This is a genomic window from Pannus brasiliensis CCIBt3594 (assembly GCF_036688125.1).
In the GTDB taxonomy this organism is placed as follows: domain Bacteria; phylum Cyanobacteriota; class Cyanobacteriia; order Cyanobacteriales; family Microcystaceae; genus Pannus; species Pannus brasiliensis.
On the sequence record NZ_JBAFSM010000011.1, the window covers coordinates 59,657 to 83,536 of the forward strand.

Sequence of the window (23,880 nt, forward strand, 5' to 3'; positions counted from 1 at the left end):
TTCGTGATTTCTTCTCAAACCGGTTCCGATAAAGCTTCTTTAATCGTCGCGAGAACCCGGCGATCGCGCACCATCCACGCGTGAAGGAGGACGGGAATAATAATTTCTTTCCCCACTCCCAAACAGGAACCGTGAGCGGGGACAATCATCATATCGAAGGGAGTCCAGATAATCGTCGTTTTAATCTTACCGAGAATCTGCCGGCAATCCCGATCGAGATCGGCGAGGAATTGGCTATCCGGACACATTTGCCGGATGCCCATCAACGGTAAACTATACGCGGTTAAAGTTCCGCGATTGGGCGCGGAAATATTGATATAGCGTTGAACCCGATCGATCCCCCCGAGTCTCTGTAAATAATATCGCGTCACCAATCCGCCCATACTAAAACCGACCAGATCGATCGCCGTACCGGGCGCGAAATGGTTATCGATATAATTCGCCACTTGAGAGGCGAGAACTTCTAACTTTTCGTAACCGTGATTGGGGACGAGGTTGAGACGATGCACCGGCCAGCCGTGACCGGTCAGATACTCGGTCATCGGGTCGAAAACGGCGATCGTATCGAGAAAGCCATGCACGAGGACGACGGGATTCATGGAAGTACAGGAGTCAGGAGTCAGGAGTCAGGAGTCAGGAGGAAGAACACAGAATATTATTGTTAATAATTTCATCAAAAAGCTATTTATCCGGTATAGCTAATTACCACTTTTAAAATTTTTAGACCTTTAAAAACGAATTGTGTGAGAGGTCTAGGAGACGGGATCGTAAAGAGTGATTACGGGGCCGGAAACGAAAAGGGAGGGGAGTTTCGCGATCGCGTCCCGGATGTGGGGACTGGCGAGATGCGCGTCGAGACTGGCTTGATCTTGCCATTCCTCGATAAAGGTGAATTCCGCGGGATTTTCTCGATTTTGAAATAAATCGTAGCGAATACAGCCGTTTTCCCGACGGGTCGGCTCTAGTAAACTTACCATGAGTTCTCGCGTTTCCTCGATTCGATCGATCGAGGCGATCACGCGGGCGATAACATACAGTTTCGAGTCAGACATAAGCGAGGGTAGGAGGCTTTTAGCTATCAGCGTTCAGCTATCAGCTATCAGCTTTCAAGGCGCGAGTTAAGGGTCATCGGCTGACGGCTGATAGCTAACGGCTTCTACTATCTATTGTACGGCTTCCTTTTAATTTCCGATCCCTAAACGGCCGGCTAAACTCGGACTTAACGGGATCAGCGTGGCCAACATTAAAAAGAGAACCAATAACCCCCAGCCGGCGCGGGTGTCGTCCGGTTCGGTCAACTCGTTCAAACTGGGGCGTTCTAATTCCCGTTGTAGGAACGCGACGAGAACCGTCCAGTAGAGAGGGATGGGATTCGCGGGGTTAATTAGGGCGACAATTCCCAATAAAACGAGGGTGGCGAGGGTGGTGCGTCGGGCGATTTTGCGACCGTAGATCGCCTGTACGATGCGACCGCCATCTAATTGACCGGCGGGGAGTAAATTGAGCGAGGTGATCACCAGACCCAGCCAACCGACGATCGCTAACGGATGGATGGAAATGACCGCGTTTTGCAGTTCCTCGCCCAAGATCACGCGCGCGAGGGAACCGACGAGGATCGACCCCTGGAAAAAGCGGCTGGGAATCTGGAATAAACTTCCCGAGTTCGAGAGAATTAAGCCCGCGAGCAAGAGTAAGAGGGACATTAAGCCCCCTAGAGCCGGCCCCGCGAAGGCGATATCGAATAAAGCGGTACGATTGGCTAATAAAGACTCGAAACGGGTGATCGCGCCGAAGGAACCGATCTGCCAGGTGGGGAGGAAATAGGGCCAACTTAACCGGACTTTGTAGCGTTTGGCGAGGATACGATGACCGACCTCGTGGGCGATGAGAACGGCCCATAAGCCTAAACTCAAGGGAAGCGCCTCCCGGACGCGTCCCCAGTTCTCGAACAGGTCGAAGCCGAGTAAAATACTGGCCGCTTCGAGACTGGTGACGACGGTGGCGACGAAGAGAACGAGGGCGAGGTTTTTCTGCGCGAGGGAGGCGGGTTTCGGGTCGTCGGTACTGGGGAGGACGATGACCACGGGTTTTTCATCGGTTCCCTCGACGAGAAATAAACGGTATTTGTCGGGAAAATGTTCTTTTAATTTAGCGGTTAGGCGGTTGTGGACTTCTTCCGATTCGCCGCGCAGGTTTCCTTTAAAAATCGCTCCCTCTTGAAAGGAGATCGTTTCGGTGGCGAAAAAGGTGTCACTCCCGAAGATACTTTGAATGACTTTGAGATCTTCTTCGGGGATGGGAATCACTTCGGGAACGATCGCCGGGACGGGGTTTTCGGTCGGGGGTTCCGGTGTTTCCGTCGCGGTAACGGGTTGAACGGTTCGGCGATCGATCGCCGCGTTCTGTCCCTCCACCCGGAGACGTTTCCCGAGATAGATGTAGAGAATGACGGAACCGACGATTAAAAACAGGATAGCGACGAGATTGATATAGATTCCCGCCGCGAATAGCCCGAAAAAGATCAGCCAGGGGGCCATCAAAACGACCGATTGTAGCCAGGCGAGAATGCCCAGTTTGCCGTAGGGTCGCGCCCGGTAAAAACCCCAGCCCAAGATCCCCACCGCGACCGAAAGAATCAGGGCGATCGTGCCGATTTCTGAAGAAACGTTAACCATGAGAGGATATCAAAGGGAATAATCTTTATTTATGGATAAATTCGATTAAAAAGTTCGTGAAGTAAAAAATTGTGAGAGAAAGCGATATTTCGGACGAGTTTCTGGGTAGATTCGGTGGATTACGCTTCGCTAATCCACCCTACGCTCTGTTTATGGATTTTTGTAGGCGTTGAGGGCGGCGCGGAGTTGACCCCGATGGGTTTGGAGAAGTTTTTCGCCCTCTTCGGGAGTTAATCCGGTCTCGTGGATTAATAGCGCTAGTTTAACTCGTTTGCCACTTTTTTCGAGTAGGCGGGCGGATTCCTCGCGGTCTAACCCGGTGAGATCGCCGATAATCCGGATGGCTCGATCGAATAGTTTCCGGTTCGTGACCGCTACATCGATCATACGATTGCCGTAGACTTTGCCCAAACGCACCATCGACCCCGTGGAGAGGATATTCAGGGCCATTTTGGTGACGGTTCCGGCTTTTAACCGCGTCGAACCCGCGAGAATTTCCGGGCCCGTGAGGAGACGGATATCCACGTCCGCGTCGATGGGAACCTGTTCGGCCGGGACGCAACTGATCGCGACGGTCTTAGCGCCCCGCTTTTTCGCCTCTTCTAGCGCGCCGTGAACGTAAGGGGTTGTTCCTCCCGCGGTAATGCCCACCACCACGTCTAACGGGCTAATTTCCCGTTCTACCATCGCGGCCGCCCCGTCGTCGCGGTTGTCTTCCAATCCCTCGGAACTTTTCAGTAAAGCCGGCGCGCCACCCGCGAGAATTCCCTGGACGAGTTCGGGGGGGGTGCAGAAGGTGGGGGGACATTCGGCCGCGTCGAGAACTCCCAGCCGGCCGCTAGTTCCCGCGCCGATGTAGAAGAGTCTACCGCCTTGAGAGAGGGAGTCGGCGATCAGTTCGATCGCTTTGGCCAGTTCGACGCGGGCCCGTTCGATCGCTTCCAGGGTTCGCGCGTCCTCTTGATTGACCAGATCCACGAACTCCAGCGGGGTTAATCGGTCTAGATCCCGACTTTTCGGGTTAATCTGTTCGGTTAATAGGTGTCCCCGGCTTTCCCACGGTTCCATAACGGTTCGATCGAGTGATAAATTTGGATTACGTTTTAGTATATAGCGGATAGTTGCGGGAAAAGCGTTGACATTCGCCCGCGCGATCCGCGATGATAGTAAATTGTGTCAATTCCTGCTCGGATCAGGTGGAGACATTTACAAAAGCCGGAATCGTCCGGCTACCTGTACGGCAATACCGATCGAAGAAAACTATGAGTTACGCGATTATTGAAACCGGCGGCAAACAATTACGGGTGGAACCCGGCCGCTACTACGACATCGAACTACTGCACGTCGAGGAAAGCGCGAGTCACACGATCGATAAAGTTCTTCTCATCCATCACGAGGACGAGATCAGCGTCGGTCAACCCTTTATCGAGGGCGCGACGGTGGAGGGAACGGTCATGCAACACCGTCGGGGCAAAAAGATTCTCGTCTATAAAATGCGCCCGAAAAAGAAAACCCGCAAAAAACGCGGCCACCGTCAAGAGTTAACCCGTTTTATGATCGATTCGATCAATTTTAACGGCACGACGATCGAGGCTCCGAAAGCCGAGACGGTCGTGGAAGATAGCGCGGCCGAAGAAGAATAACGTTTAAAATTAATACAGAAATCAGGAGAGAATTATGGCTCATAAGAAAGGTACGGGGAGTACCCGCAACGGACGCGACTCTCGATCGAAGCGTCTCGGGGTTAAAATTTACGGCGGCCAGGCGGTTAAAGCCGGCGGTATTATCGTCCGTCAACGCGGTACGAAAGTTCATCCCGGTGTGAACGTCGGTCGCGGTGGGGACGATACTCTATTCGCGCTGGTCGATGGGATCGTTACTTTCGAGTACAAGGACAAAAGCCGTCGCAAGGTGAGCGTTTATCCCGTGGCCGCGGAAGCTGTTGCCGGTTAATAGCGATCGATTTCCTTAAAAATATCCCCCGCTCTTTTTCACGAGACCGGGGGACTATTTTTAACGTCAGTTCGGGTTAAGAAGTTGATGATTTCGCGAGTGGAAATCCGAGTCTTTCCGCGCGCCGGGGAGAGCGAGGGGATAAATCCCCGGAGAGAGAATTATAACGGGTTACTGATTTCTTCCGTTGCCGTCGCGGGAGAGAAGGTAAGGTAATCGTCGATCTGTTGCCTCAACCATCGTCTCTCGTCCGGGGTTAAAAGTCGGCAAAAATCACGATCGATCATTTCTATTAGGTTCTCGGAGTAATCTTTATGACTGGAGAAAAATAAAAGTTTCTGCCGAACGCGAAGCTTTAGGTCTGGGGTAATTTCCAGAATAGTATCCGTCAAAAATTCTCTCACTACGGGTTGCAAAGATTTTCCTACAATGCTTTCCGATGCAAAAACAGAAAACGAAAGCAACACTGTAAGGGCTAAACCGCCATAATTATTACTTACCAAACTTGGCACTACTATCAAAAAAACATAAGCAAATATAAACAAACATCCTACTACCTCCTTCCCTCTGCTTTCATTAATGGTTCGTAAAGACAAAATTCGATTAATGAGTAGTAAATAAAATATAATAACAAACCAACCAAAGAAAGCCCCCCCGACTATTCCCAAGATCGAAAACAGAATTGCATACCACAAAATTCCTCCTACTAATTCCAAAGAATAATCATAACGTTGGCGACTGGAAGCAGAGGGAATACGAATAATTAATTTTTCGGGAGACTTCACCAACTTAAGGGAACTATAAGTCGGTTTCTCGAATCGAGAACTCGAAAAAGCTTCTAATCTTGTATTTCCTCGCAATATATTTAAAGCCACTCGCGCGGAAGGTAAGCGATGCTGATGGTTAGGCTCGATTAATCGATCGAGCCAGTTTCTAAAATCGGAGGATAGGGTTACTCGATCGTGAAAATCAATTTTCAGTTTTTTAACCGGTAAATCGACGGGATGTTCCCCGGTCAAGAGATAGATCGAGGTCGCGCCTAATCCGTATAAATCCGTCGAGAGATAGGTTTTCCCTCCTCTCAACTGTTCGGGGGACATATAACCGTAGGTTCCCACCACGCTACTGGCTACGGTTGTCTGTCGAAATCGATCGCGCACCCCGCCAAAATCGACGAGAAAAATCTCTCCTCTTTCCGTCCGAATTAGGTTTTGTGGTTTAATATCTCGATGGGTGACGGGGGGAATTAAGTCTTGTAAATAGACGAGAATATTTAACACTTGGATAGCGATCTGTTTTACCTCTTCTTCGGTAGGCTTCCAGCCATCCTCGACTAAACTGGAGAGAGTTTGTCCCGTCACCAGTTCTTGCACGATGTAGAATTCATCCGGTTCTATCCCTCGATCGACTAAATCGCTTACCGTATCGTCCGGCTGTGGTTTATCATAAAGATCGCCCTTATTATCGTGAATAAAATAATCTATATATTTCGGAATTCTCGGATGATCTAGTTGTTGTAGGATACGGGCTTCCCTTTCAAAGAGATCGATCTGTTTCCAATCTTCCACCTGTCGAAGGGAAAGAATTTTGATGGCGACTTCCTCGGAGGTTTGCCCGTCTTTAGCCTTGTAAGTGATGCCACTACCTCCTTCTCCTAGGGGTTCGAGAAGTTGGTAGCGGTTAGCGATCAAGCGGTGGGGGTGGGAAAGTTGAGGTTCCATCTTGTTTAATCCTTCGCATCCTGTTTTTCGAGTGATTTTTTCGTTTATCGGTTACATTGCTGGTTAAAAGGAGGTAGCGAAACTGGATTTTTATGTGGAATATTAACACTAGCTCCCTTAGAGACTAACAAATGTATTATCTCTTTATTTCCTCGACTGATTGCCTCTGCTAAGGGAGATGTAAAGCGAGTATACTCAGGATTGTAATGTGATGGATAATTATACAAACAGAACAAAAAAGTGTTTTCGCTCGTCGGAGGAATTAGGTTAACACTAGCCCCCTTCGAGATTAACAATTCTACTAATTCTTTAGAGTCGGCGCGCACCGCCTCAAGCATTGGAGTCGTCCAATGCGAATCCTTTTCACCGTTGCCACGGTACTGTCGCAAATAATCGAGATTTATCTCCCGATCGATGATCAATTCTACGAGTGCCCGATCGCGTTCCGCTATCGCCCACAATAAACAGTATTCAGCAGTTTTCACGGCTGGTGATATAAAATGATGCGATAAGCGCCCCCCGGATGATAGATAGTCCCACGTAACCCCTCGATCGGAACACATTCCATAGGGCTGGGGAAAGCCTAACATAGTCAGAATCCCTCCTTTATAGTTCTGAAAAAACAGAACCCCGGTCAGACTGAATATTCCTAATCCCAGCCAAGCTAACCCTCTTCTTTTCGCTAACCCTTTATCATCCATAGAACGCGGATTTCGCAGTGCCGTTAACGCCTCCCTCGCGGACGCGAACCGTTCTTCCACATCCGGTTCTAGAAGTTTCTCTAACCAATCCGCGAACCCTGCCGATACCGAGATCCGAGACCGAAAATCTAATGTTAACCCGTCCCAAGATAATTCTCCTGGAGAACGATGGGTGAGCAAAAAGACGAGGGTAGCCCCTAAACTGTATAGATCGGAAGCGGGAACGGCCTGTCCTCCGGCTTGTTCTAGGGGCATATAACCGAAGGTTCCCACCGTCGTCCTTCCCCCGGCGAGGGTGCTGTAGTAGGCGTTCTGTACCGCTCCGAAATCGACGAGAAAGATCTTTCCCTCCGGGGAACGAACGAGGTTATGGGGTTTGATATCGCGGTGGATAATCGGTGGGGTAAATCCGTGTAGATAGTCGAGAATTTCCAGGACTTGTCGGGCGATATTTTTAAGTTCCGTTTCCGTGGCGCGCCATCCTTCTTTTACCCAGCGATCGAGGTTTTTTCCCGGCGCTAATTCTTGGACGAGATAGAAGATTCGATCGCCTTCTCCGTCCACTTCAAAATAATCGAGATAGCGGGGAATTCCGGGGCGATCGAGTTTTTGTAAGATTTCTACTTCCCTTTCTAACAGATCGAGTTGTTTGGGATCTTTTAGTTGCCGCAGGGAGATGGCTTTGAGGGCTACCGTAGTATCGTCGGCGAGGTTTCGCGCCTCGTAGGTGGTGCCGATCCCCCCCTTTCCCAACACGCGCAGGATTTGATACTGTTGGTTGATCACGTTGCCCGATCGCTGTTCTGCCGGCATCGCTGTACTCTCACGAGAATTTCTACCTATTTCCAGTTTGGCCGCTCTTTTCGGTAACGTCAAGTCTGCCGAGCGGGTCCGCGGGGGGGCGATATCTTGATAATTTAGCGGTATTTCTGCCGTTGAGCATCCGGATAGTCCGGGGTTTATCGATCGAGTAATAACGTAAGTTGCTAGTTATAGATCCTAGCTGGCGATCCCCCTAAATCTCCCTTAAAAAGGGGGAATTTCTCTCCTAACCCCCCCTAAAAAAGGGGGGTTAGGGTCTAATGATGAACGGGACAGCCGCCACCGCTCGTTAGTTTGGTGAGAAAATGATTCGTATCGAAGAAATGTTCTACGGATTCGAGCTTGAGATCCTCCGTAACTTTCGCGATACTCAATCCTATCACCTCGATCGTCTCGCCCGTCGGTTGGTGATTTTTGTAAGGCCCGCTAAAAGTTCCCCAGTGTCTCCACTTAAAAACCACGTTCGGCGGCCCGGCGACTACCTCGATAAGTTCCCAGTGAAAACCATCGGGAAAAGCCGTATGAAATAGATTATAGGACGAGTCGAAATCCTCATCGGAAGCGCGGTAATGTTCCGAATCCTCGAGAAAAAGATTATAGGTTCCCCGATCGACTATATCTTGGGCGGTGTATTCCTGTCCGCCGTTGGTACTCATCCGAAATTTATCCGCTACTACCGAAAGCCACTGCTTGGCATCCGTTTTGAAGGTTGCCTCCATTTCAAATGTTTTGACTAGATTATGGGCGATCGCGTTGAGAGAACCTTCCGCGTGATTACACTTACGTTCGCGTTCTAGATTTAGATTCGTCCTAGAATAGTCGGGACGATTTCCATCGCGCCATTGCACCCCGTTATCGTTTTCGAGAACGGTTTCCCGATCTTGCACCCAGAGGGGTAAAGTTGATTCAGTGGTCATAATGCGGGCAATCCTAATCGTGTGAGTGTAAAAATCGGTAGATTTTCCGGAATCATATCAGAAATCGATGACCCCGACAAGTCGATCGCCCCGTAAAATATTTATAAAACAACGAAGCTTTCCTTATAGGAAAGCCTCGCGCGAATTGTCGATCGATGGGTAAAAATGCCTACGATTTTTTCTCCGTTTCTAACTTCATCAAACGGTTTTTCAAGTCCAGATTTTCCTGTTTGAGTTTATCCAGTTCCTCGCGGATCTCTTTGATCGCTTTGTCGGAACCGACTTTTTTCTGAACTTTACCGATCGCTTCCTCGGCTACCCGGCGAACCCGTCCGTCGGGAGTTCGATCGGCCAGCGCTTGCAGGACGGGGATCGCTTTCGCGGTTTCCATCTGTCCCAGCGCGTTGGATACCGCGACCTGGGTGAGGAAAAAGGTTTCGCGCGCGATGGTTTCCAGTCGATCGAGAATTACCGTCACTTTATCGGGAGTCTGTCCGGTCGAGATCGCTCCCAAAGCGCGGATCGCGGCCAGTCGTAAGGGTTGCGGGACACCGAGGACGGTATACTCGATAATTCGATCGACCGCTACCGGCGAACTTTTTAACTGACTCAATCCCCCGATCGCCCCGGATCTTACCACCTCGTTCCATCCCGATCGCTCTTTGAGAACTCGATCGAGGGTTTCGATAATTTCCCCCTCTTTTTCCTGCAAAAGTCCGATCGCCATCCCTCCCAATCCCCGCGCGGCCGCGGCCTCGACGAAGTAACTCGCGTCTCCTTTTTCTACTAAAGATTTCAACGCGTGATAACTTTCAGAAGTTTTAATCTCGGCCAATCCCTCGACGATCGCCCGGCGAACTTTCGCGTTAGAGTCGGATAATCCCGCGATTAACGCCGTTACCGCCGGTTCTAACTGTAAAGTGGCTAATTGCTTGGCCACTTCCAAGCGGACACCCCAGAAAGCGTCGTTTTGGAGGGAGTCGGCTAAGGCTTCGATCGCTTCTAAACCGCCTTTTTTCGCGATCGCCGTTGCCGCGTAGATGCGGGAGATCGGATCGGGATCGTGTTTTAACTGCGCTTTTAATTCGGCGATCGGGTATTCGAGGGTAACGGTTTTTAGGAAATAATTCCCTACGTCGAACTTGATAAAATCTGGTTTTTGTGCTAATGGGAAATAAAAACTCTGTTCTTTCCCGTTAATTCGGAGGGTGTAGGACTGATCGGGGGAGTTGATATATCCGAAAGCGATCGGGATTTTCAGGTCGAAAAGTTCCTTCTCGTCTTGGGTTTGGGTGACGGTTAATTTCGCCAGATTACTATCCCCGTCCCAACTGTAGGCGACTTTATAATCCGGGTGTCCCCCGCGATAGACGTATTGATCGAAGAGGAACAGTAAATTGTAGCCGGTCGCTTTCTCGATCGCCCGCAATAAATCCACCGTTTCCACGGTTTTATGCGCGTTATCGTTGACGAAGGTGTGAATCGCCCGATCGAACAATTCCTCGCCCAGAATGGCGCGGATCATGTGATAGACACAAGCGCCTTTCTCGTAGAGATGTCGATCGTACAGTTCGATCGCCTCGCGGTAAACGTGGGTGACGATAGGACGACGGTAACGCGACGCGTCTTCTTCGAGATAATTTCGCGCTTCATTGAGTAAGTAATAGGCCGCGTCTTCCTTGCCGTATTCCGCTTCCGTCCACAACACCTCGGAATAGGAAGCCATCCCCTCTTTGATCCACGCGTGCGACCAATGTTTAATCACTACCAGATCGCCGAACCATTGATGCGCTAACTCGTGCGCGACGAGGCTTTCCGTCCAAGTATGATCGATACTCGCGCGTTCGTCCACCAGACAGCGATCGGTCAGGATCGTGGTCGAGGTATTTTCCATTCCCCCGAAGATAAAATCATCCACACAAACCTGCGCGTATTTGGGAAAGGGATAGGGATAGCCGAATTTTTTACTGAAAAACTCGATCATCCGCGGGGTTTTCCCCATGCTTCTTTTTCCCTGATCTTCCCGTCCTTTCTCCACGTAATAGGTGACGGGTTTCCCGTTCCAATTGTCGGTGATTTCGGTGAAATCTCCCACCGCGAGGGTCATGAGATAGGTGGGATGAATTTGTTTTTGCGACCAATGATAGATGATGTCGTCTCCTGCGTCCTCGGTGGCGATTAATTCCCCGTTGGAAATGGCGCGGTAGGGTTTGGGGACTTTGACGCGGATCTCGGAAGTGGCCAGTTGTCCGGGGTAGTCGAAACAGGGAAACCAGAAACGCGAATCCTCGTCCTCTCCCTGCGTCCAAACCTGGATCGGTTTGTTCGGGTAATGTTCGTCCGGTTGAATGAAATAGAGTCCCCGTTGTGGTTTTTCGACTTTATATTCGATTCGCAGATCGATCGATTTTTCGCCGGTGGGGTTGAGGAGATGGACGGTGAGGAGGGATCGATCGTAGTCGAAAGGTTGACTGATACCGTCGATGAATACCGAGAGAATCTGTAAATCTACCGCGTCGAGGGTGAGTTTGGTGATTCCGGGACGGACGGGAGTTAGGGTGATCTGACAGCTTCCCCAAAAGCTTTGATTGGGAATATCGAGGGTTAGATCTAGGAAAATATGGTTGACCTGGCCGGGTCGATCGGGGTTGTAATGGGGTTTCGCGCCGGGCAATTCAAAGGGTTTACGGTTATTATTCTCGGTATCGAAGGTGAGATGCGGCATAAGGACGATATCGCATTTTCGTGGCTTTCTTTCCTATTGTAGAGACAAAAATACTCCCCGGAGTTGGGGAGTGAGGAGATGGGGAAAGGGGGAGACGGGAAGATGAAGAGTGGGAAATCAAGATGACGAGGGGATAGTTCCGGCAAAAAATGGAGAGTTTCGAGAAATTTACTCCTCTACCCCCTACACCCGCATTCCGATTAGCCGATCGTTACCTGGCTGGTATCGACCTCGGTAGCACCGTTGACTCCTCGGGCGATCGAGACCATTTTATCGAGGGTGGCCTGATCGGAGACGGTTCCTTTGAGGACGACTACGCTTTGGGTTTGGGCGACCCATAATCTATCTTCGTCCGCGACATCGGGATCTTCATCGAAAGCTAAAACGACGCGCTTGGCTAGACCGCTCTCGTCGAAAGTCCCGTCTAGTCCTACTTTGTGCGGGGGAATGTCCGAGGAAGTCGCCTGTCCGGCGATCGCCGCCGCGGGGTTCGCGGGTTTGTCCATTCCGAAAATTCTTTTCAACCAATTAGCCATCGGTAAATACTCCTGGTTAAGTCCGTAGTAATTTTACAAGAATTCGATGAATTCGCTAGATATTTAATAACTATTTTAGCTTTTCCCCGCGATTCATCGAAAATCAGGTTAACGCTTAATTTGTATAAATTTTTGTCACATCTTCTTTAGGGAAGAAATTTTAAATTCTTTTTCCGAACCTAGTCTATTTACCCCGCCCCCGTGGTCATTATTCGTTTATTCTGCCCAAAATCAGCCTTCCTCGCCGCTAAATTCGACCTCTTCGTAAATTTCGGAGAGAGAGAGGGTGAATTCGATCGAACTCAGATTCAGGATCGCTCCCTCTCCCTCGATCTCCCGCAATAACCACTCGTTGGAAGAACGCTTGCTAAACTGCTCGACACGAGATCGATATTGGTCGATGAGAATGTATTCCTCGAAACTCGGGATCGATCGATAGTAGTCAAATTTATCGCCCCGATCGTAATTCCGCGTGGATCTAGAGAGAACTTCGACAATAACCGTAGGATTCACGAGAATGGTTTTCCGATCATTCTCGTAAATCGGTCGCTCGCGAACGAGCATTAAATCGGGATAGGTATAAAAACCGTAACGGGGGATCGCCAACCGCATATCTCCCACGAAAATCCGATATCCCCGTCCCCGTGTCGCCATTTTGAATCGGCTACAGAAATTCACGACGATGGCGTTGTGGTCGCTGGTAGCCCCGGTCATCGGTATAATCTCCCCGTCGCGATATTCACTTTTATACTCGGCCGTTTCCTCTCGTTGTAAATACTCTTCTCGGGTGTAGTGACGTTTCTCACCGGCGATCGACATGACGCGATCCCTCCTTCGGGTTCGGACGGTTACTCTTAGTGTAGGGGACGAGCGGGAGACGGGGGAACTTTCGATCGGGATCTCCCAAAGTAGGGATCGATCCTTGTATGCTGGGAATATAGATTATTAGCGGGTAAAGACTGTCTTTCCATCTACTCATCAGGACACCGACCGATCGAAGCAGACTTTACCGCTTCCGATTCTCACCGCTCAAGCCTCACGGAAAGATGGTTTTATGTCGAGAAGAAAGAAGAAGTTTCCCTGCGGTCACAAGGGCTACGGACAAGTCTGTCACCACTGCGCTCAACTAACCGCCGCGTGGGAAGAGAAAAAGCAACAGAAAAACGCTTGGGAAGCCACGTTTAGCGAAGATCCCATCGATTTACGGGAATTGCCGAAGAACGTGGTACTAAAAGCCCGAACGATCCTGCAAGGACTACAAGAACATCGGGATTACCGGGAATTTCACGGCAAGCGTCTCCGACACGATCGATTTATTATCAGTATCCCCGTGACGCGGAACTACCGGCTGATCTGTCGCGATCACGGTAGTCTCTTGGTTCCGGAGGCGGTCATCTCCCACGAGGACTATAATGTCTGCAAACCGGGTAGGTGAAGCTTTCAGCGGTCAGCTTTCAGCGGTCAGCTTTCAGCTACGCGGATAAATAAGATAGAGATAATATCCGTAAAATATTCGCTAAAAGTTTATTTATTGTTTATAAGTTTGAATTTTTCGGTTTTTACACGCGGGGGACGGGAATCGATCGGGCGCTCGACCCGAAAATCCCGTCAACCCCGATACTCGCGAACTCCTACAATAGAGGAGAACCGCTCGCGAGAGCGAGTACCGCCCCATTGTAAAAGAATGCAAATTTATCTTGACTATAGTGCCACCACTCCCCCTCGATCGGAAGTGGTGAAGAAAGTTCGGGAAATACTCACCGGACATCCGGGCAACCCGTCGAGTTTACATAGCTGGGGGCAGGACGCGGCCACGATCGTCGAGATCGCCCGCGAACAGGTAGCGGGGTTACTAAACGCCTCGGCGGACGAGATCGTTTTTACTTCCGGGGGGACGGAAGCGGATAATCTGGCACTGATGGGAGTGGCGCGACAGTACAACAATCCCCGTCATCTCATTATTTCCAGCGTGGAACACTCGGCGATCGAACAAACCGGTCAGTTTTTGGAAGCGTCCGGATGGCGGATTACCCGTTTACCGGTCGATCGACGGGGGAGGATCGATCCGCGGGATCTAGAAACGGCGATCGAACCCGATACGGTGTTAATTTCCCTGATTTACGGACAGAGCGAGGTGGGAACCCTGCAACCGATCGAGGAACTGGGAGCGATCGCCCGAGATCGCGGGATTTTATTCCATACCGACGCGGTACAGGTGGCCGGGAGATGCCCGATCGACACGCGACGACTACCGATCGATCTCCTCTCCCTCTCCAGTCACAAAATCTACGGGATGCAGGGTTCCGGGGCGTTGTACGTTCGCTCGAAAACCGATTTACTGCCCTTATTCGGGGGGGGAGGACAGGAGAGGGGACTTCGATCGGGAACCCAAGCGGTTCCGGCGATCGCCGCGTTCGGATTGGCCGCGGAGTTAGCCACGCGGGAGTTAGCCACGGAAACCCCGCGATTAATCGCCCTACGCGATCGTCTGTTCGATTTACTCGCCGATTGTCCGTATCTCGTTCCCACCGGCGATCGATTATATAGACTCCCTCACCACGTTAGTTTTATCCTCGTCGATCCCGACGCGGGGGAACGTCCCAATCCCGTCACCGGAAAAACCGTCGTCCGTCAACTCAATCTCGCGGGCATCGGCATCAGTTCCGGTTCGGCCTGCCATAGCGGGAAACTGTCCCCCAGTCCCGTCCTGAAAGCGATGGGTTACAGCGACACGGAAGCGTTAGGGGGAATCCGGCTAACGTTGGGACGGGAAACGACGATCGAGGATATCGACTGGACGGCGATGGTATTGAAACAGGTACTCGATCGACTCCTGCCGAAAGTTACCGTGAACACTTGGTAAAAAAATTTTTTTTTCGGGAAATCTTGGAGGGCTTTTCCCGTCATCCCCTTGGATAATCGAGGGCCGTTGTTGTAGGTGGGGTGAGTGGCGAACCATGATTCTGAAGGGGAATTCTTCTCGCGAACGTTCGGAAACCAAGGCTCGATCGGGCAAACGTCGGTTATTTAAATGGCTCGCCCTTCCCCTGGCGATCGGCGCTCTAGGGTGGGGATACCACGATTTACAACAGTATTGGGTGAAACCGGAGGCGATTTTCGTTCTCGGGGGACACGAGGATCGAGAGCGTTTCGCCGCCAAACTCGCCCGGAAATATCCCGATCTACCGATCTGGGTTTCGTCGGGAAGTCCGCGTCCTTACGTTAAAAAAATTTTCCAACACGCGGGGATCTCGCTCGATCGACTACACCTCGATTACCGGGCGAAAGATACCGTCACCAACTTCACCACCCTCGCCGACGAGTTAAAAGCCCAGGGCATCGATAGCGTTTATCTCGTCACTTCCGAGAATCACATGGGACGCGCCCGCTTAGTCGGGGAAATTATTTTCGGTAGTCGCGGCATCACCCTTAAACCCGTATCGGTTCCCTCGAAATCTCCCGACGAACCGATCGAGAAACGTCTCCGCGATAGCGCGCGGGCGATCCTCTGGGTCACAACCGGCTCGACCGGGGAATCCTGGTTAGATCACCGTTAAAGAAAGAATCGGGAGATGGGGAGATGGGGAGATAGGGAAGATGGGGAAGATGAGGAAGATAGGGAAGATGAGGCAGATAACGAAGAAATAAGGTATCTAAACTCCCTCACCTCCCTCACCTCCTGCCTCCTGCCTCCTGCCTCCTGCCTCCTGACTCCTGACTCCTACCTCTACGGCATCCATTGGGGACGGATTCCGGGGAGGGGTAATTCTAGTAAATCCGGTTTGCTCATTTTCCGATCGTCGGCGATCGGGGGGATCAGCATCCAGAGACGGCCGCTGACGATCGCCTCTCCCGAATCGGTGGATAGGGGATTAGAACCGGTCGCGTCGTAACCGGCGATCACCTGATCGAAGAGTACGGCTAAACCATCGGGAGATACGCCCATCTTGATGTCCCGATAATCGGGTAATTCTAATAAAGGAGTTATCTTCGCCGTTTTTATATTGATTTTGGCGAGATAGGGTTTTTCCTTGTACTCTTGACTATCCGTTTGTAACTGCGTGAGTAAACAGTATAGGTGAGTGCCGGGGGCGTTGAAATGACAATCGACGATCGATCCCCGCGCGTCGAGTAACCGTTTCCGCGTTCCCCGATCGTCCACGTAAAAAAGCGATCGCACGTAGCGGAGTTTCGTGTCGTTCGTATTAAAATCCACCATCGCCGCCGCGGTTCCATCCGGGGAAAAACTCAACACCCGCCCGAATCTCGGCAGGAAATCCAGGGGTTTCGCGTCGGTTTTCAGGGGTAGGATCGCGATTCCCTGTCCTTGCGCCACCGCGAGCGTTTGTCCGTCCGGGGCGATCGTGAAATCCCCGCCTTTCGCGTTCAGTCGTCTCGGGGGATCGTTTCCTTGAATCATCCACAGATCGAAATCGGCGGGATTGTTCCGATGGATTCTCTGCACGACGATCGTTTGTCCGTCCGGGGAGAGATCGAAACGATTGTTCTGATAGGTTTCGTTGTCGAGAATCCGATCGATTTTCGGTTCTCCCTCGCTCTCGGTATCGCTCTCGGTCTCTACCGTGTACAGTTCTAATTCCCGGATCGCCTGAACCCCGCGATCTTTCGCCGCCGCCGAAAATAGGATCTTTTTGCCATCTGGATAGAATTTAAACGCCATAACGGTCAAATTCGGGGGCGTGAGAAGCTTTTTCTTCTCGCGGGTAAGGTTGTAGACAATCAATCGCCCCTGTTCCTCGCCGTCGGTGCCGATATAGGCGAACGCCCGATCTCTGCTCTTGAATTCCGCCGAAAAACTTTGTAAAACCTGTCCGACTCGATCGCCGGAGCGGAAATGCTCCCGCGCGCCGTCGATCTGTACCTCGTAGTTTTCCCCGTAGGGAATCGGCGCGAGAAGCGTGTAAGCTAACCGTCGTCCCGCCCAACTGAATTTACCCGGAAGGGGCGGATCGATGACGAGATTTTTCTCGACACTGACGCGATCCATCGGTCGATCGAAGGTGAGAATAAACGCTTTATCTTCCGCCCCGATCGCTTTCCCGGCCCAGCTAAACTCCTTCACCCGCGGCCCGGTTTGCACGAGACAATCGCTCCCGCAGGAATTCCCCGCCCAAACGATCCCGCCGATCGCCAAACCCAACGCCAGGATCAACGAGATAGCCAGTTTATCGATCGGTTGTAGTCGCTTCATGCGGCCTTGTAGGGATGTCATGATATGTCGTCGGGACAGAATTCAGGAGTCAGGAATCAGGAGTCAGGAGGTAGGAAGCGGGAGGCAGGAGGAGATGGTAAAGGTGAAGAGTCCAAAAGTAATTTTTTCCCTTTTCCCCTTCCCCTTTTCCCCGAAAACTCCCCATCTCCCTAATACCCGTAGGGATCGGCGGGAGTGGGGATCGGTTTGACGGAACGCGCGGCGATCGCCAGTTGCCGTCTCGTATCGCTTTTCCCCACTTCCAACGGTAACGCTTCGGTGAACATTTCCCCTTCGATTTCCAACCAGGTATCCGGGGGGTAACTGTTCCGACTACCCGTTAGTTTCACCGGTAGCCCCACGGGGTACGCGTCCACGGCGCAACAGGTGAGGATAAAACGACTAATTAACAGGTAATTGTCGGGTAATTGGGGCAAATGGACGACGAAACCGCTCACTTTCGCGGGTTGTCCGGTGTACTCGTCCGGTTCCGGGTAAGCGTTGAGAGTGCGTACCCAATCGATCAGGGTTTTCTCCTCCGGTTTCACCACCGCTCGAAAGGATTGCGCTTGAACCCGAGTGACGGGCAAAGATTCACTAATTCCCCGCTGTACGGCGATCTGGCTATTCAGCGGTCGCGGGGCGATGAGTAAGCCTAAAATCGCGGCCAGAAGTAATAAACCCGTCCCTAACGATTTCGGAAGAAGGGTGATGTGTCGATCGCTTTCCGGTTCGATCGAAGCGCTATTCCCTTGCCATTGCTTCAACACCATCCGGATTTTCCAGATCCCCAGTACGAACAAAACGATACTGGTCGCGAACACGAGACCGAAATAATTCGGATGGATCAACAAACTTAGTTGACCGGTGATCCAGTATTTAAACAGCAAAGCCGCCCAACCGATCAGGGCGAAAATATCGAGAAACTGGAAAATTACAGTTTTCAGTCGGGACGCGTTAACCATCGGGAATCAATCGATTGTAAAAAACGGAATTCTTAGAAAGCGGGAGTCAGACCGTAGGGTGGGTTAGCGAGCGCGTAACCCACCCAGAATCAGGAGGTAGAAGGCAGGAGATGAATCATATTTATCATCTCCCTCACCTCCCCCATTTCCCCATCTCCCCATCTCTCTCACCTCCTAAAACACATAACTATGAACTAGGGTGAGTAAAAAAGTCAACTGCGCCGCTAGGGCGAATAAATAGATTAACATCCTCGGCTTAAAGATAGATAGCAGTAAACCGATCGCCTTGAGATCGATCATCGGGCCGAAAACCAGGAACGCGAGGAGGGAACTACTGGTAAAACTGGAGGCGAAGGAAAGGGCGAAAAACGAATCGACCGTGGAACAGATGGAAACGATGACCGCGAGTAACATCATCGCGACGATCGAACTCACCGGATCTTGTCCCAGATTCAAGATCAACTCGCGGGGGACAAATACCTGTAGACAGGCGGCGATCGCGCTACCGATCACCAATACGCCACCGAGTTCCTGAAATTCCCGCAGTACGTTATCGACGAAGGTACGCCAACGATGTTTTATCGGTAGAGCTTGCACGGCGGGCAGAACGGCGGTGACAGCGAAATTTTCATCGAGACGCAGGGTTTGTCCCCCGTTGCCGAGCAGGAACGAACCCGATTGTAATAACACGGGTTTATCCTCTTTATAAACAGGTTTCGTTGTTCCTTGGAGATTTTTGGCGAGGGAGGTTTGTAGGAGGGGACGGGGATCGCGCTGGACGCTGAAAACACAGCCGATAACAGTGGCGATAAACAGGGAGAAAATAACGCGATAGACCACGATTTCGGGCTGATCGCGAAAGGCTACCCAGGTGGACCAGATGACGATCGGATTGATCGTCGGCGCGGCCAGTAGGAAACTCACCGCGACCGCGTTCGGGGTTCCCTGAAGTAGTAAACGTCTCGCCACCGGGACGTTCCCGCACTCGCACACGGGAAACAAAAAGCCGATACAACTACCGACAAATGCCCCGAATAGCGCGTTTCGGGGCATCAGAGCGATTAATTTCCGTTCGTCGATAAAGATTAACAGGGTGCTGGAAAGAATCACCCCGAAGAGTAAGAAAGGGACAGCCTCGACCAGTAAGCTTAGGAATAGGGTGAAGGCATTTTGTAATTGACTCATCATCCACGCCTTCTCTGATAGGCTTCAGGGATAAAGACGGGGGATGACCCACAAAAGGTTCACCGCGTTTTTCCTGTCTTATCGGTTTCTTATCTTTTTTACTATATACTACGGGGCGCGATAAATCTCAGGAAACGATGACTTGATTGAGTTTGCCGCTCCGATAGCCCTCCAGATCGAGGGTGACGTAAACGAAGCCTAATTCTTGAAAAGCGGCGACTAAGGTAGGAAGATCGGTATTAATAATAAATTCGCGGATCTGTTCGACGGGAAGTTCGATCCGGGCGCTATCCTCGCTCGATCGAACCCTCAGATTCCGATATCCCATTTTTCTCAAATACATCTCGGCGCGGCCGACTCTCTGCAATTTAGCGAGGGTGATCTCTTCGCCGTAGGGAAAACGAGAACTCAAACACGGTTGCGCCGGTTTATCCCACCAAGGTAAATTTAAGTAACGAGATAGTTGACGAACTTCGGCTTTTGTGATTTGTAGTTCGGCGAGGGGCGATCGGGCGCCGCGTTCTTTAGCGGCCTGGATTCCGGGACGGTAATCGCTCAGGTCGTCGGCGTTCACGCCATCGATAACGTAATGATAACCCCGCTCGATAGCGAGGGGTTTGAGAGTGTCGTGGAGTTCGCTTTTACAGAAATAGCAACGATTGACGGGGTTGCTGGTGTAGTCGGGATTCTCCATTTCCGCGGTCTCGATTAATTCGTGAGCGATACCGATGTGGTCGGTCTGGGTGATCGCTTCTTCGAGTTCTTCCGGCAGGAGGGAGGGAGAAACCGCGGTAATCGCCAGCGCCCGGCTACCGAGGACATCATAGGCGACTTTGGCCACGAGGGTACTATCTACCCCCCCGGAGTAAGCGATTAGGGCTTTTTCCATCGAGCGAAATAGGGTTCGCAATCGATCGAGTTTTTCGAGTAACGGGGAATCCACGCGCACGGTTTTCGGGAGTCGGTGTAAGGGCGTTTCCTATTATAAACCGTCTTCGATTTCGTTCTCCCGATAAGTTCGATCGGTTTACAATAGATCGATGGTGACATCGCGAATTTCTAAAGATTAATCTTATGTCATCCCCCGTATCAGGCCTAGCGAATCATTGGGAATTTACAGAAATCCGGGTCGATCCGACCTCGATCCCGCCCTACGTTTTAATGCTGTTAGGGGACGAGGGAGGAAATTACTGTATTTTCGATCCCTCGGAAAACTATAAAATTGTCTTCGCCTCTTCCTCCTATAAGGAAGCGAAGTTATGGTTTTTAGAAGACGAGTACGAACGGGTAGAAGGGAGATTAACCGCGGAGAAAGCCGCCTGATTGTATCGAAGTAATTGTAGCGATTTTATCCGGAAAATCAAACGCTCGAACCTTATCGGTTAAATAAATAACCGTAGTAAATCCCGCGAAAAGCGATCGAACCCGGCGGAGAAATTCCCGACTTATCGAACGGGACAACCGCTCGTCGATCGCTCTGGCGATCGACGATTCTCGGTGATATCGGGACTATAGGCGGTTAATACCACCTCTCCTCGATTGTTGTACGCCCATCCCCGCGCCGGGAGGACGGGGTTTTCGGTTTTCGTTTCTTTACTGCCGCGGTCGATAGTGGGGGTTTCTGGCGATCGAGGGTTGGCCGGAGTGGGAACCGGTTCGATCAAATTCCCCCCGATCGCGGGAGAATCGAGGTCATCCGCAGGACCGGTGGGAACCCCTCCCCGACCGATTAGGGTTAATTCGCTTCGCGTGCCTTTTTTGCAGGAGTTTTGGGCGATGAGCGTATCGGGATCGACCACGGTGGTCGGGAATTCGATCGCCCCCTGGTCGGGATCGAGTTCCGGGGTGTCGAGGGTGATCGCGCCGTCGAGGGTCGGTTGTAGTAACGAGAAGGCGGTGATGTCGTTATCGGGGGTCAGTTCCTGGCGAACTGCCGTTCCGAAAATGCCGAGTGCGGAGATCTCGATCGCCCCCCCGCGTCCCCCGAAGGCGTTGGCGGTGATGTCGCTGTTCGCGTCGGGGAAAGCCACGAGAAAACCGGTATCGATGGTGATATTGCCGCCGTTCCCCGTACCGCCCGCCGTGGTGCTAATGGTGCTATTGTCCCGCAGTAACAGGAGATCTCGCGCGGTGAGAGTGATATTCCCCCCTTCCCCGGATTGACTGGTCGCGGTGAGGCCGGCCCGGTTATCGAGGGTTAAGACATTCGAGAGGATTTGCAGATCGCCCGCGTCGCCGGTTCCCAGACTACCGACATTGATTTCGGCGGAATTTTGCAGGGTCACTCGCGGGGATTGTAAGAAGATCGAACCGCCAAGACCGGAAGATTTCTCCCCGGTACCGGCGAAAATACCGCTATTCGCCCCGAGATTGGGGATATTCTTGGAGCCGAACCGAGCGACCCGATCGCTCAACCCGAGATCCCGACCCGATAGCAGGATACTGTCGCTCGCGTCGATCGAGAGATTCCCGGCTTCCCCGCCGGCCGAGGTCGAGGAAATGATCTGCCCGCCATCGATCAGCGAGAGAGTCCGGGTAGCGATCGAGATATTCCCCCCGCGTTCGCTACTAGCGGTCGCCGCGCTGATCACCGCCCCGTCACTCACCCGCAGGCGATCGGTACGGATGGTAAGATTTCCCCCCGGCGCGGTCGCTCCCGTTTCAGAACCAACCAAAATCACGCTCGATTTCCCATCACGGGCCGAGAACCCGGAAACCTCGATCGAGGTAGCATCGATCGTGACATTCCCCCCCCGACCGCCTCCCCCGGTAGAGGCGGAGATCTCCGACCCTTCGAGAACCCGTAAGTCCCGCGCCCGTATTTGTATATTTCCCGATCCGCCTGTCCCGTAAGAAATGGTCGTGATAAAACCCCTCCCGGGCATCTCGATCGATTCGGTAGCCGAGATGGAAATATTCCCCCCTTGCCCCGAAGAAACTTCCTCGGCCTGGGTGCTGATAGCCGCCCTATCGGCCAGTTTTAGATTTCGGGCCGATATTTCGATGTTTCCCGCCCCGCCAGACGAGAGAGCTTGATTGGCGATGGCGCTTTGCTGGCTGGTATTCGCTCGCCCGCTCATACTGAGAGTGTCCGAGGCTCTGACAGTAATTGTCCCCCCGGCTTTTGTCCCGAAATTCGCGGCAATAGCTTGAGCGCCGTCTCGAAACGAGACATTTTTGCCTTGGATTTGAATCGCTCCACTGCCAGCGTCCGAACCACCGTTCGCGTTGATAACCGCGTCCCGCGTTAGCTCGATATCCGCGAACGAACCGACGTTTTCATACCCGAGTTGCCATCCCCGCGGGATCGATTGTAGACTCACCCGCCCGTTCGGCCCGACCCCTCCGAGTTCGAGCCGCCCCCCGACCCCAGCCAGAGAACCCGCCAACAGGACTGATTCCGGTTCGATCGTTACCTCCCCTCCCGCGAGCGCCAGGGTACGTCCCGCCCCCACGGCTAATCTAGAAGATGCCGCGCGGATCGCGCCGGGGGTAGCGCGATACTGTAGACCGATCGGTATATTCACGCTTAACAAAGCGGGATTCCCCGGATTCCCGGCGCTAAATTCGCTTCCTCCATCAAAGAGGATACTATCGGCGGTAGACGCGAGGAAGGAACCGCCGATAGCGAGCCTAGCGTTCTGGCCGAACACGATCCCGTTAGGATTGATAAAAAATAAATCCGCTTTGCCGATCTGCCCGGTGATGCGGTCCCAAACTCCCAGCGTTCCGAGAATCGTCGAGGGATTATTCCCCGTAACCCGGCTAAAAATACGGGTAACTCCCTCGGGATTGGCAAAGTAAACTTTTCGATCGAGTTCGATATTAAATTCTTGAAAACTATGAAATAAGTTATTTCCCCGACGCGCTCCCCCGACGATTAAATCTCCAGGGCTATTGTTATCGCTTTCTCCTGGAAGAAGAATACGGGAAGATTCATTTCCTAATGTTGTATCGGATCGAACCTGCGCCAAGGTTAGACAAGAATTTGTCAAATTCGCTATCGTCAAGGCACTTACAGAAAACAATATTTTAATTGATTTTTTTTGTTTTTTACAAGACATAATTTCTTATTTTTTAGGATAATAAAGAGTTCTTGTTTTCTAAAAAACTTTCTTTGAAAAAATTTAGATGTTTAACAGTGTTTAACAGTCAATTTATGTCTTTTAAAACCGATAAACTACTGATCGCAATATAAGTACAGTCAAGCTCTATTGTGCCATATCGCCCCTTGTTTTCAAAGGGGCGGTACAGGATTTGATCGTCTCGCCTATTCCCCAGAATTAATCTTTAATCTCCTCTGTACATATTACCCTACATACGTCCCCCTGGCAAACAATGTAACACACGTATGGCTTGTCCATGGCTCCCGAGCTTTTAGGCTTGAACTCCAGGGTGATGTCTCCTTGATAATTAGCGAGTTCCGCTATTTGGGAAATAACTTGGTTCATTCGGTTAATCGTATCCT

At 51.5% G+C, this 23,880-nt stretch carries 21 protein-coding genes; 6 read left to right on the forward strand and 15 right to left on the reverse strand.

What is annotated here, in order from left to right; genetic code table 11:
* Positions 1–14: 14 nt before the first annotated feature.
* From V0288_RS07340 to murQ, 4 genes are all read right to left on the reverse strand, one after another.
* On the reverse strand, positions 15–599 hold the full coding sequence (locus V0288_RS07340; protein WP_332864407.1) for an esterase/lipase family protein: 585 nt from the start codon (positions 597–599) through the stop codon (positions 15–17).
* 153 nt (positions 600–752) lie between these two features.
* Positions 753–1,052 carry a putative quinol monooxygenase gene (locus tag V0288_RS07345; RefSeq protein WP_332864408.1) on the reverse strand — a complete coding sequence of 100 codons (300 nt, stop codon included), beginning with the start codon at positions 1,050–1,052 and terminating at the stop codon, positions 753–755.
* Positions 1,053–1,181: 129 nt separating this feature from the next.
* The gene (locus tag V0288_RS07350; protein WP_332864409.1) at positions 1,182–2,675 is read right to left on the reverse strand and encodes a site-2 protease family protein; all 1,494 of its coding nucleotides are present in this window, start codon (positions 2,673–2,675) and stop codon (positions 1,182–1,184) included.
* 150 nt (positions 2,676–2,825) lie between these two features.
* Complete coding sequence (murQ, locus tag V0288_RS07355; RefSeq protein WP_332864410.1) at positions 2,826–3,743, reverse strand: N-acetylmuramic acid 6-phosphate etherase; 918 nt, start codon at positions 3,741–3,743, stop codon at positions 2,826–2,828.
* Positions 3,744–3,937: 194 nt separating this feature from the next.
* Between murQ and rplU the strand changes: the two genes are divergently transcribed.
* Both rplU and rpmA read left to right on the forward strand, forming a co-directional pair.
* Positions 3,938–4,318 (forward strand): 50S ribosomal protein L21, encoded by a 381-nt coding sequence (gene rplU / locus V0288_RS07360; protein ID WP_332864411.1) that lies wholly within the window; start codon positions 3,938–3,940, stop codon positions 4,316–4,318.
* Between the two features lie 34 nt (positions 4,319–4,352).
* Positions 4,353–4,628 (forward strand): 50S ribosomal protein L27, encoded by a 276-nt coding sequence (gene rpmA, locus V0288_RS07365; protein ID WP_332864412.1) that lies wholly within the window; start codon positions 4,353–4,355, stop codon positions 4,626–4,628.
* 161 nt (positions 4,629–4,789) lie between these two features.
* Here rpmA and V0288_RS07370 read toward each other — a convergent pair whose 3' ends face one another.
* The 6 genes from V0288_RS07370 to V0288_RS07395 form a co-directional block, all read right to left on the reverse strand.
* A complete protein-coding gene (locus V0288_RS07370; RefSeq protein ID WP_332864413.1) occupies positions 4,790–6,349 on the reverse strand; it encodes a serine/threonine-protein kinase in 1,560 nt (519 codons plus the stop codon).
* Between the two features lie 44 nt (positions 6,350–6,393).
* Entirely contained in the window at positions 6,394–7,863 is a 1,470-nt protein-coding gene (locus V0288_RS07375) for a protein kinase domain-containing protein (protein ID WP_332864414.1), read from the reverse strand.
* Positions 7,864–8,129: 266 nt separating this feature from the next.
* Positions 8,130–8,789, reverse strand: a complete 660-nt coding sequence (locus V0288_RS07380) for an ester cyclase (protein WP_332864415.1) — start codon at positions 8,787–8,789, stop codon at positions 8,130–8,132.
* A 169-nt stretch (positions 8,790–8,958) separates the two neighbouring features.
* Positions 8,959–11,514 (reverse strand): M1 family metallopeptidase, encoded by a 2,556-nt coding sequence (locus V0288_RS07385; protein WP_332864416.1) that lies wholly within the window; start codon positions 11,512–11,514, stop codon positions 8,959–8,961.
* Between the two features lie 200 nt (positions 11,515–11,714).
* Positions 11,715–12,050, reverse strand: a complete 336-nt coding sequence (locus tag V0288_RS07390; RefSeq protein ID WP_332864417.1) for a BON domain-containing protein — start codon at positions 12,048–12,050, stop codon at positions 11,715–11,717.
* Positions 12,051–12,281: 231 nt separating this feature from the next.
* Complete coding sequence (locus V0288_RS07395; RefSeq protein WP_332864418.1) at positions 12,282–12,869, reverse strand: Uma2 family endonuclease; 588 nt, start codon at positions 12,867–12,869, stop codon at positions 12,282–12,284.
* Between the two features lie 235 nt (positions 12,870–13,104).
* Between V0288_RS07395 and V0288_RS07400 the strand changes: the two genes are divergently transcribed.
* From V0288_RS07400 to V0288_RS07410, 3 genes are all read left to right on the forward strand, one after another.
* Positions 13,105–13,485: a DUF7682 family zinc-binding protein gene (locus V0288_RS07400; RefSeq protein WP_332864419.1), complete on the forward strand. Its 381-nt coding sequence runs from the start codon at positions 13,105–13,107 to the stop codon at positions 13,483–13,485.
* Positions 13,486–13,734: 249 nt separating this feature from the next.
* Positions 13,735–14,913: a cysteine desulfurase family protein gene (locus V0288_RS07405; RefSeq protein ID WP_332864420.1), complete on the forward strand. Its 1,179-nt coding sequence runs from the start codon at positions 13,735–13,737 to the stop codon at positions 14,911–14,913.
* Positions 14,914–15,007: 94 nt separating this feature from the next.
* Entirely contained in the window at positions 15,008–15,607 is a 600-nt protein-coding gene (locus V0288_RS07410; protein WP_332864421.1) for a YdcF family protein, read from the forward strand.
* A gap of 170 nt (positions 15,608–15,777) precedes the next feature.
* On the opposite strand, the gene V0288_RS07415 is transcribed toward V0288_RS07410, so the two are convergent.
* From V0288_RS07415 to larE, 4 genes are all read right to left on the reverse strand, one after another.
* Positions 15,778–17,283 carry a hypothetical protein gene (locus tag V0288_RS07415; protein ID WP_332864422.1) on the reverse strand — a complete coding sequence of 502 codons (1,506 nt, stop codon included), beginning with the start codon at positions 17,281–17,283 and terminating at the stop codon, positions 15,778–15,780.
* A 149-nt stretch (positions 17,284–17,432) separates the two neighbouring features.
* Positions 17,433–18,227 carry a TIGR03943 family putative permease subunit gene (locus V0288_RS07420; protein WP_332864423.1) on the reverse strand — a complete coding sequence of 265 codons (795 nt, stop codon included), beginning with the start codon at positions 18,225–18,227 and terminating at the stop codon, positions 17,433–17,435.
* A 174-nt stretch (positions 18,228–18,401) separates the two neighbouring features.
* Entirely contained in the window at positions 18,402–19,412 is a 1,011-nt protein-coding gene (locus V0288_RS07425; protein WP_332864477.1) for a permease, read from the reverse strand.
* A 127-nt stretch (positions 19,413–19,539) separates the two neighbouring features.
* Positions 19,540–20,355 carry an ATP-dependent sacrificial sulfur transferase LarE gene (larE, locus tag V0288_RS07430; protein WP_332864480.1) on the reverse strand — a complete coding sequence of 272 codons (816 nt, stop codon included), beginning with the start codon at positions 20,353–20,355 and terminating at the stop codon, positions 19,540–19,542.
* Positions 20,356–20,486: 131 nt separating this feature from the next.
* On the opposite strand from larE, the gene V0288_RS07435 reads away from it, so the two are divergent.
* On the forward strand, positions 20,487–20,735 hold the full coding sequence (locus V0288_RS07435; protein WP_332864424.1) for a hypothetical protein: 249 nt from the start codon (positions 20,487–20,489) through the stop codon (positions 20,733–20,735).
* Between the two features lie 122 nt (positions 20,736–20,857).
* Here the strand turns inward: V0288_RS07435 and V0288_RS07440 are convergent, their stop codons facing one another.
* Positions 20,858–23,407, reverse strand: a complete 2,550-nt coding sequence (locus V0288_RS07440) for a two-partner secretion domain-containing protein (RefSeq protein ID WP_332864425.1) — start codon at positions 23,405–23,407, stop codon at positions 20,858–20,860.
* Positions 23,408–23,880 lie beyond the last annotated feature (473 nt).

Excerpts from the sequence above, each read along its gene's own strand:
- V0288_RS07340 (WP_332864407.1), bottom strand. The coding sequence starts at position 599 with ATGAATCCCGTCGTCCTCGTGCATGGCTTTCTCGATACGATCGCCGTT.
- V0288_RS07345 (WP_332864408.1), bottom strand. The coding sequence starts at position 1,052 with ATGTCTGACTCGAAACTGTATGTTATCGCCCGCGTGATCGCCTCGATC.
- V0288_RS07350 (WP_332864409.1), bottom strand. The coding sequence starts at position 2,675 with ATGGTTAACGTTTCTTCAGAAATCGGCACGATCGCCCTGATTCTTTCG.
- murQ (WP_332864410.1), bottom strand. The coding sequence starts at position 3,743 with ATGGAACCGTGGGAAAGCCGGGGACACCTATTAACCGAACAGATTAAC.
- rplU (WP_332864411.1), top strand. The coding sequence starts at position 3,938 with ATGAGTTACGCGATTATTGAAACCGGCGGCAAACAATTACGGGTGGAA.
- rpmA (WP_332864412.1), top strand. The coding sequence starts at position 4,353 with ATGGCTCATAAGAAAGGTACGGGGAGTACCCGCAACGGACGCGACTCT.
- V0288_RS07370 (WP_332864413.1), bottom strand. The coding sequence starts at position 6,349 with ATGGAACCTCAACTTTCCCACCCCCACCGCTTGATCGCTAACCGCTAC.
- V0288_RS07375 (WP_332864414.1), bottom strand. The coding sequence starts at position 7,863 with ATGCCGGCAGAACAGCGATCGGGCAACGTGATCAACCAACAGTATCAA.
- V0288_RS07380 (WP_332864415.1), bottom strand. The coding sequence starts at position 8,789 with ATGACCACTGAATCAACTTTACCCCTCTGGGTGCAAGATCGGGAAACC.
- V0288_RS07385 (WP_332864416.1), bottom strand. The coding sequence starts at position 11,514 with ATGCCGCATCTCACCTTCGATACCGAGAATAATAACCGTAAACCCTTT.
- V0288_RS07390 (WP_332864417.1), bottom strand. The coding sequence starts at position 12,050 with ATGGCTAATTGGTTGAAAAGAATTTTCGGAATGGACAAACCCGCGAAC.
- V0288_RS07395 (WP_332864418.1), bottom strand. The coding sequence starts at position 12,869 with ATGTCGATCGCCGGTGAGAAACGTCACTACACCCGAGAAGAGTATTTA.
- V0288_RS07400 (WP_332864419.1), top strand. The coding sequence starts at position 13,105 with ATGTCGAGAAGAAAGAAGAAGTTTCCCTGCGGTCACAAGGGCTACGGA.
- V0288_RS07405 (WP_332864420.1), top strand. The coding sequence starts at position 13,735 with ATGCAAATTTATCTTGACTATAGTGCCACCACTCCCCCTCGATCGGAA.
- V0288_RS07410 (WP_332864421.1), top strand. The coding sequence starts at position 15,008 with ATGATTCTGAAGGGGAATTCTTCTCGCGAACGTTCGGAAACCAAGGCT.
- V0288_RS07415 (WP_332864422.1), bottom strand. The coding sequence starts at position 17,283 with ATGACATCCCTACAAGGCCGCATGAAGCGACTACAACCGATCGATAAA.
- V0288_RS07420 (WP_332864423.1), bottom strand. The coding sequence starts at position 18,227 with ATGGTTAACGCGTCCCGACTGAAAACTGTAATTTTCCAGTTTCTCGAT.
- V0288_RS07425 (WP_332864477.1), bottom strand. The coding sequence starts at position 19,412 with ATGAGTCAATTACAAAATGCCTTCACCCTATTCCTAAGCTTACTGGTC.
- V0288_RS07435 (WP_332864424.1), top strand. The coding sequence starts at position 20,487 with ATGTCATCCCCCGTATCAGGCCTAGCGAATCATTGGGAATTTACAGAA.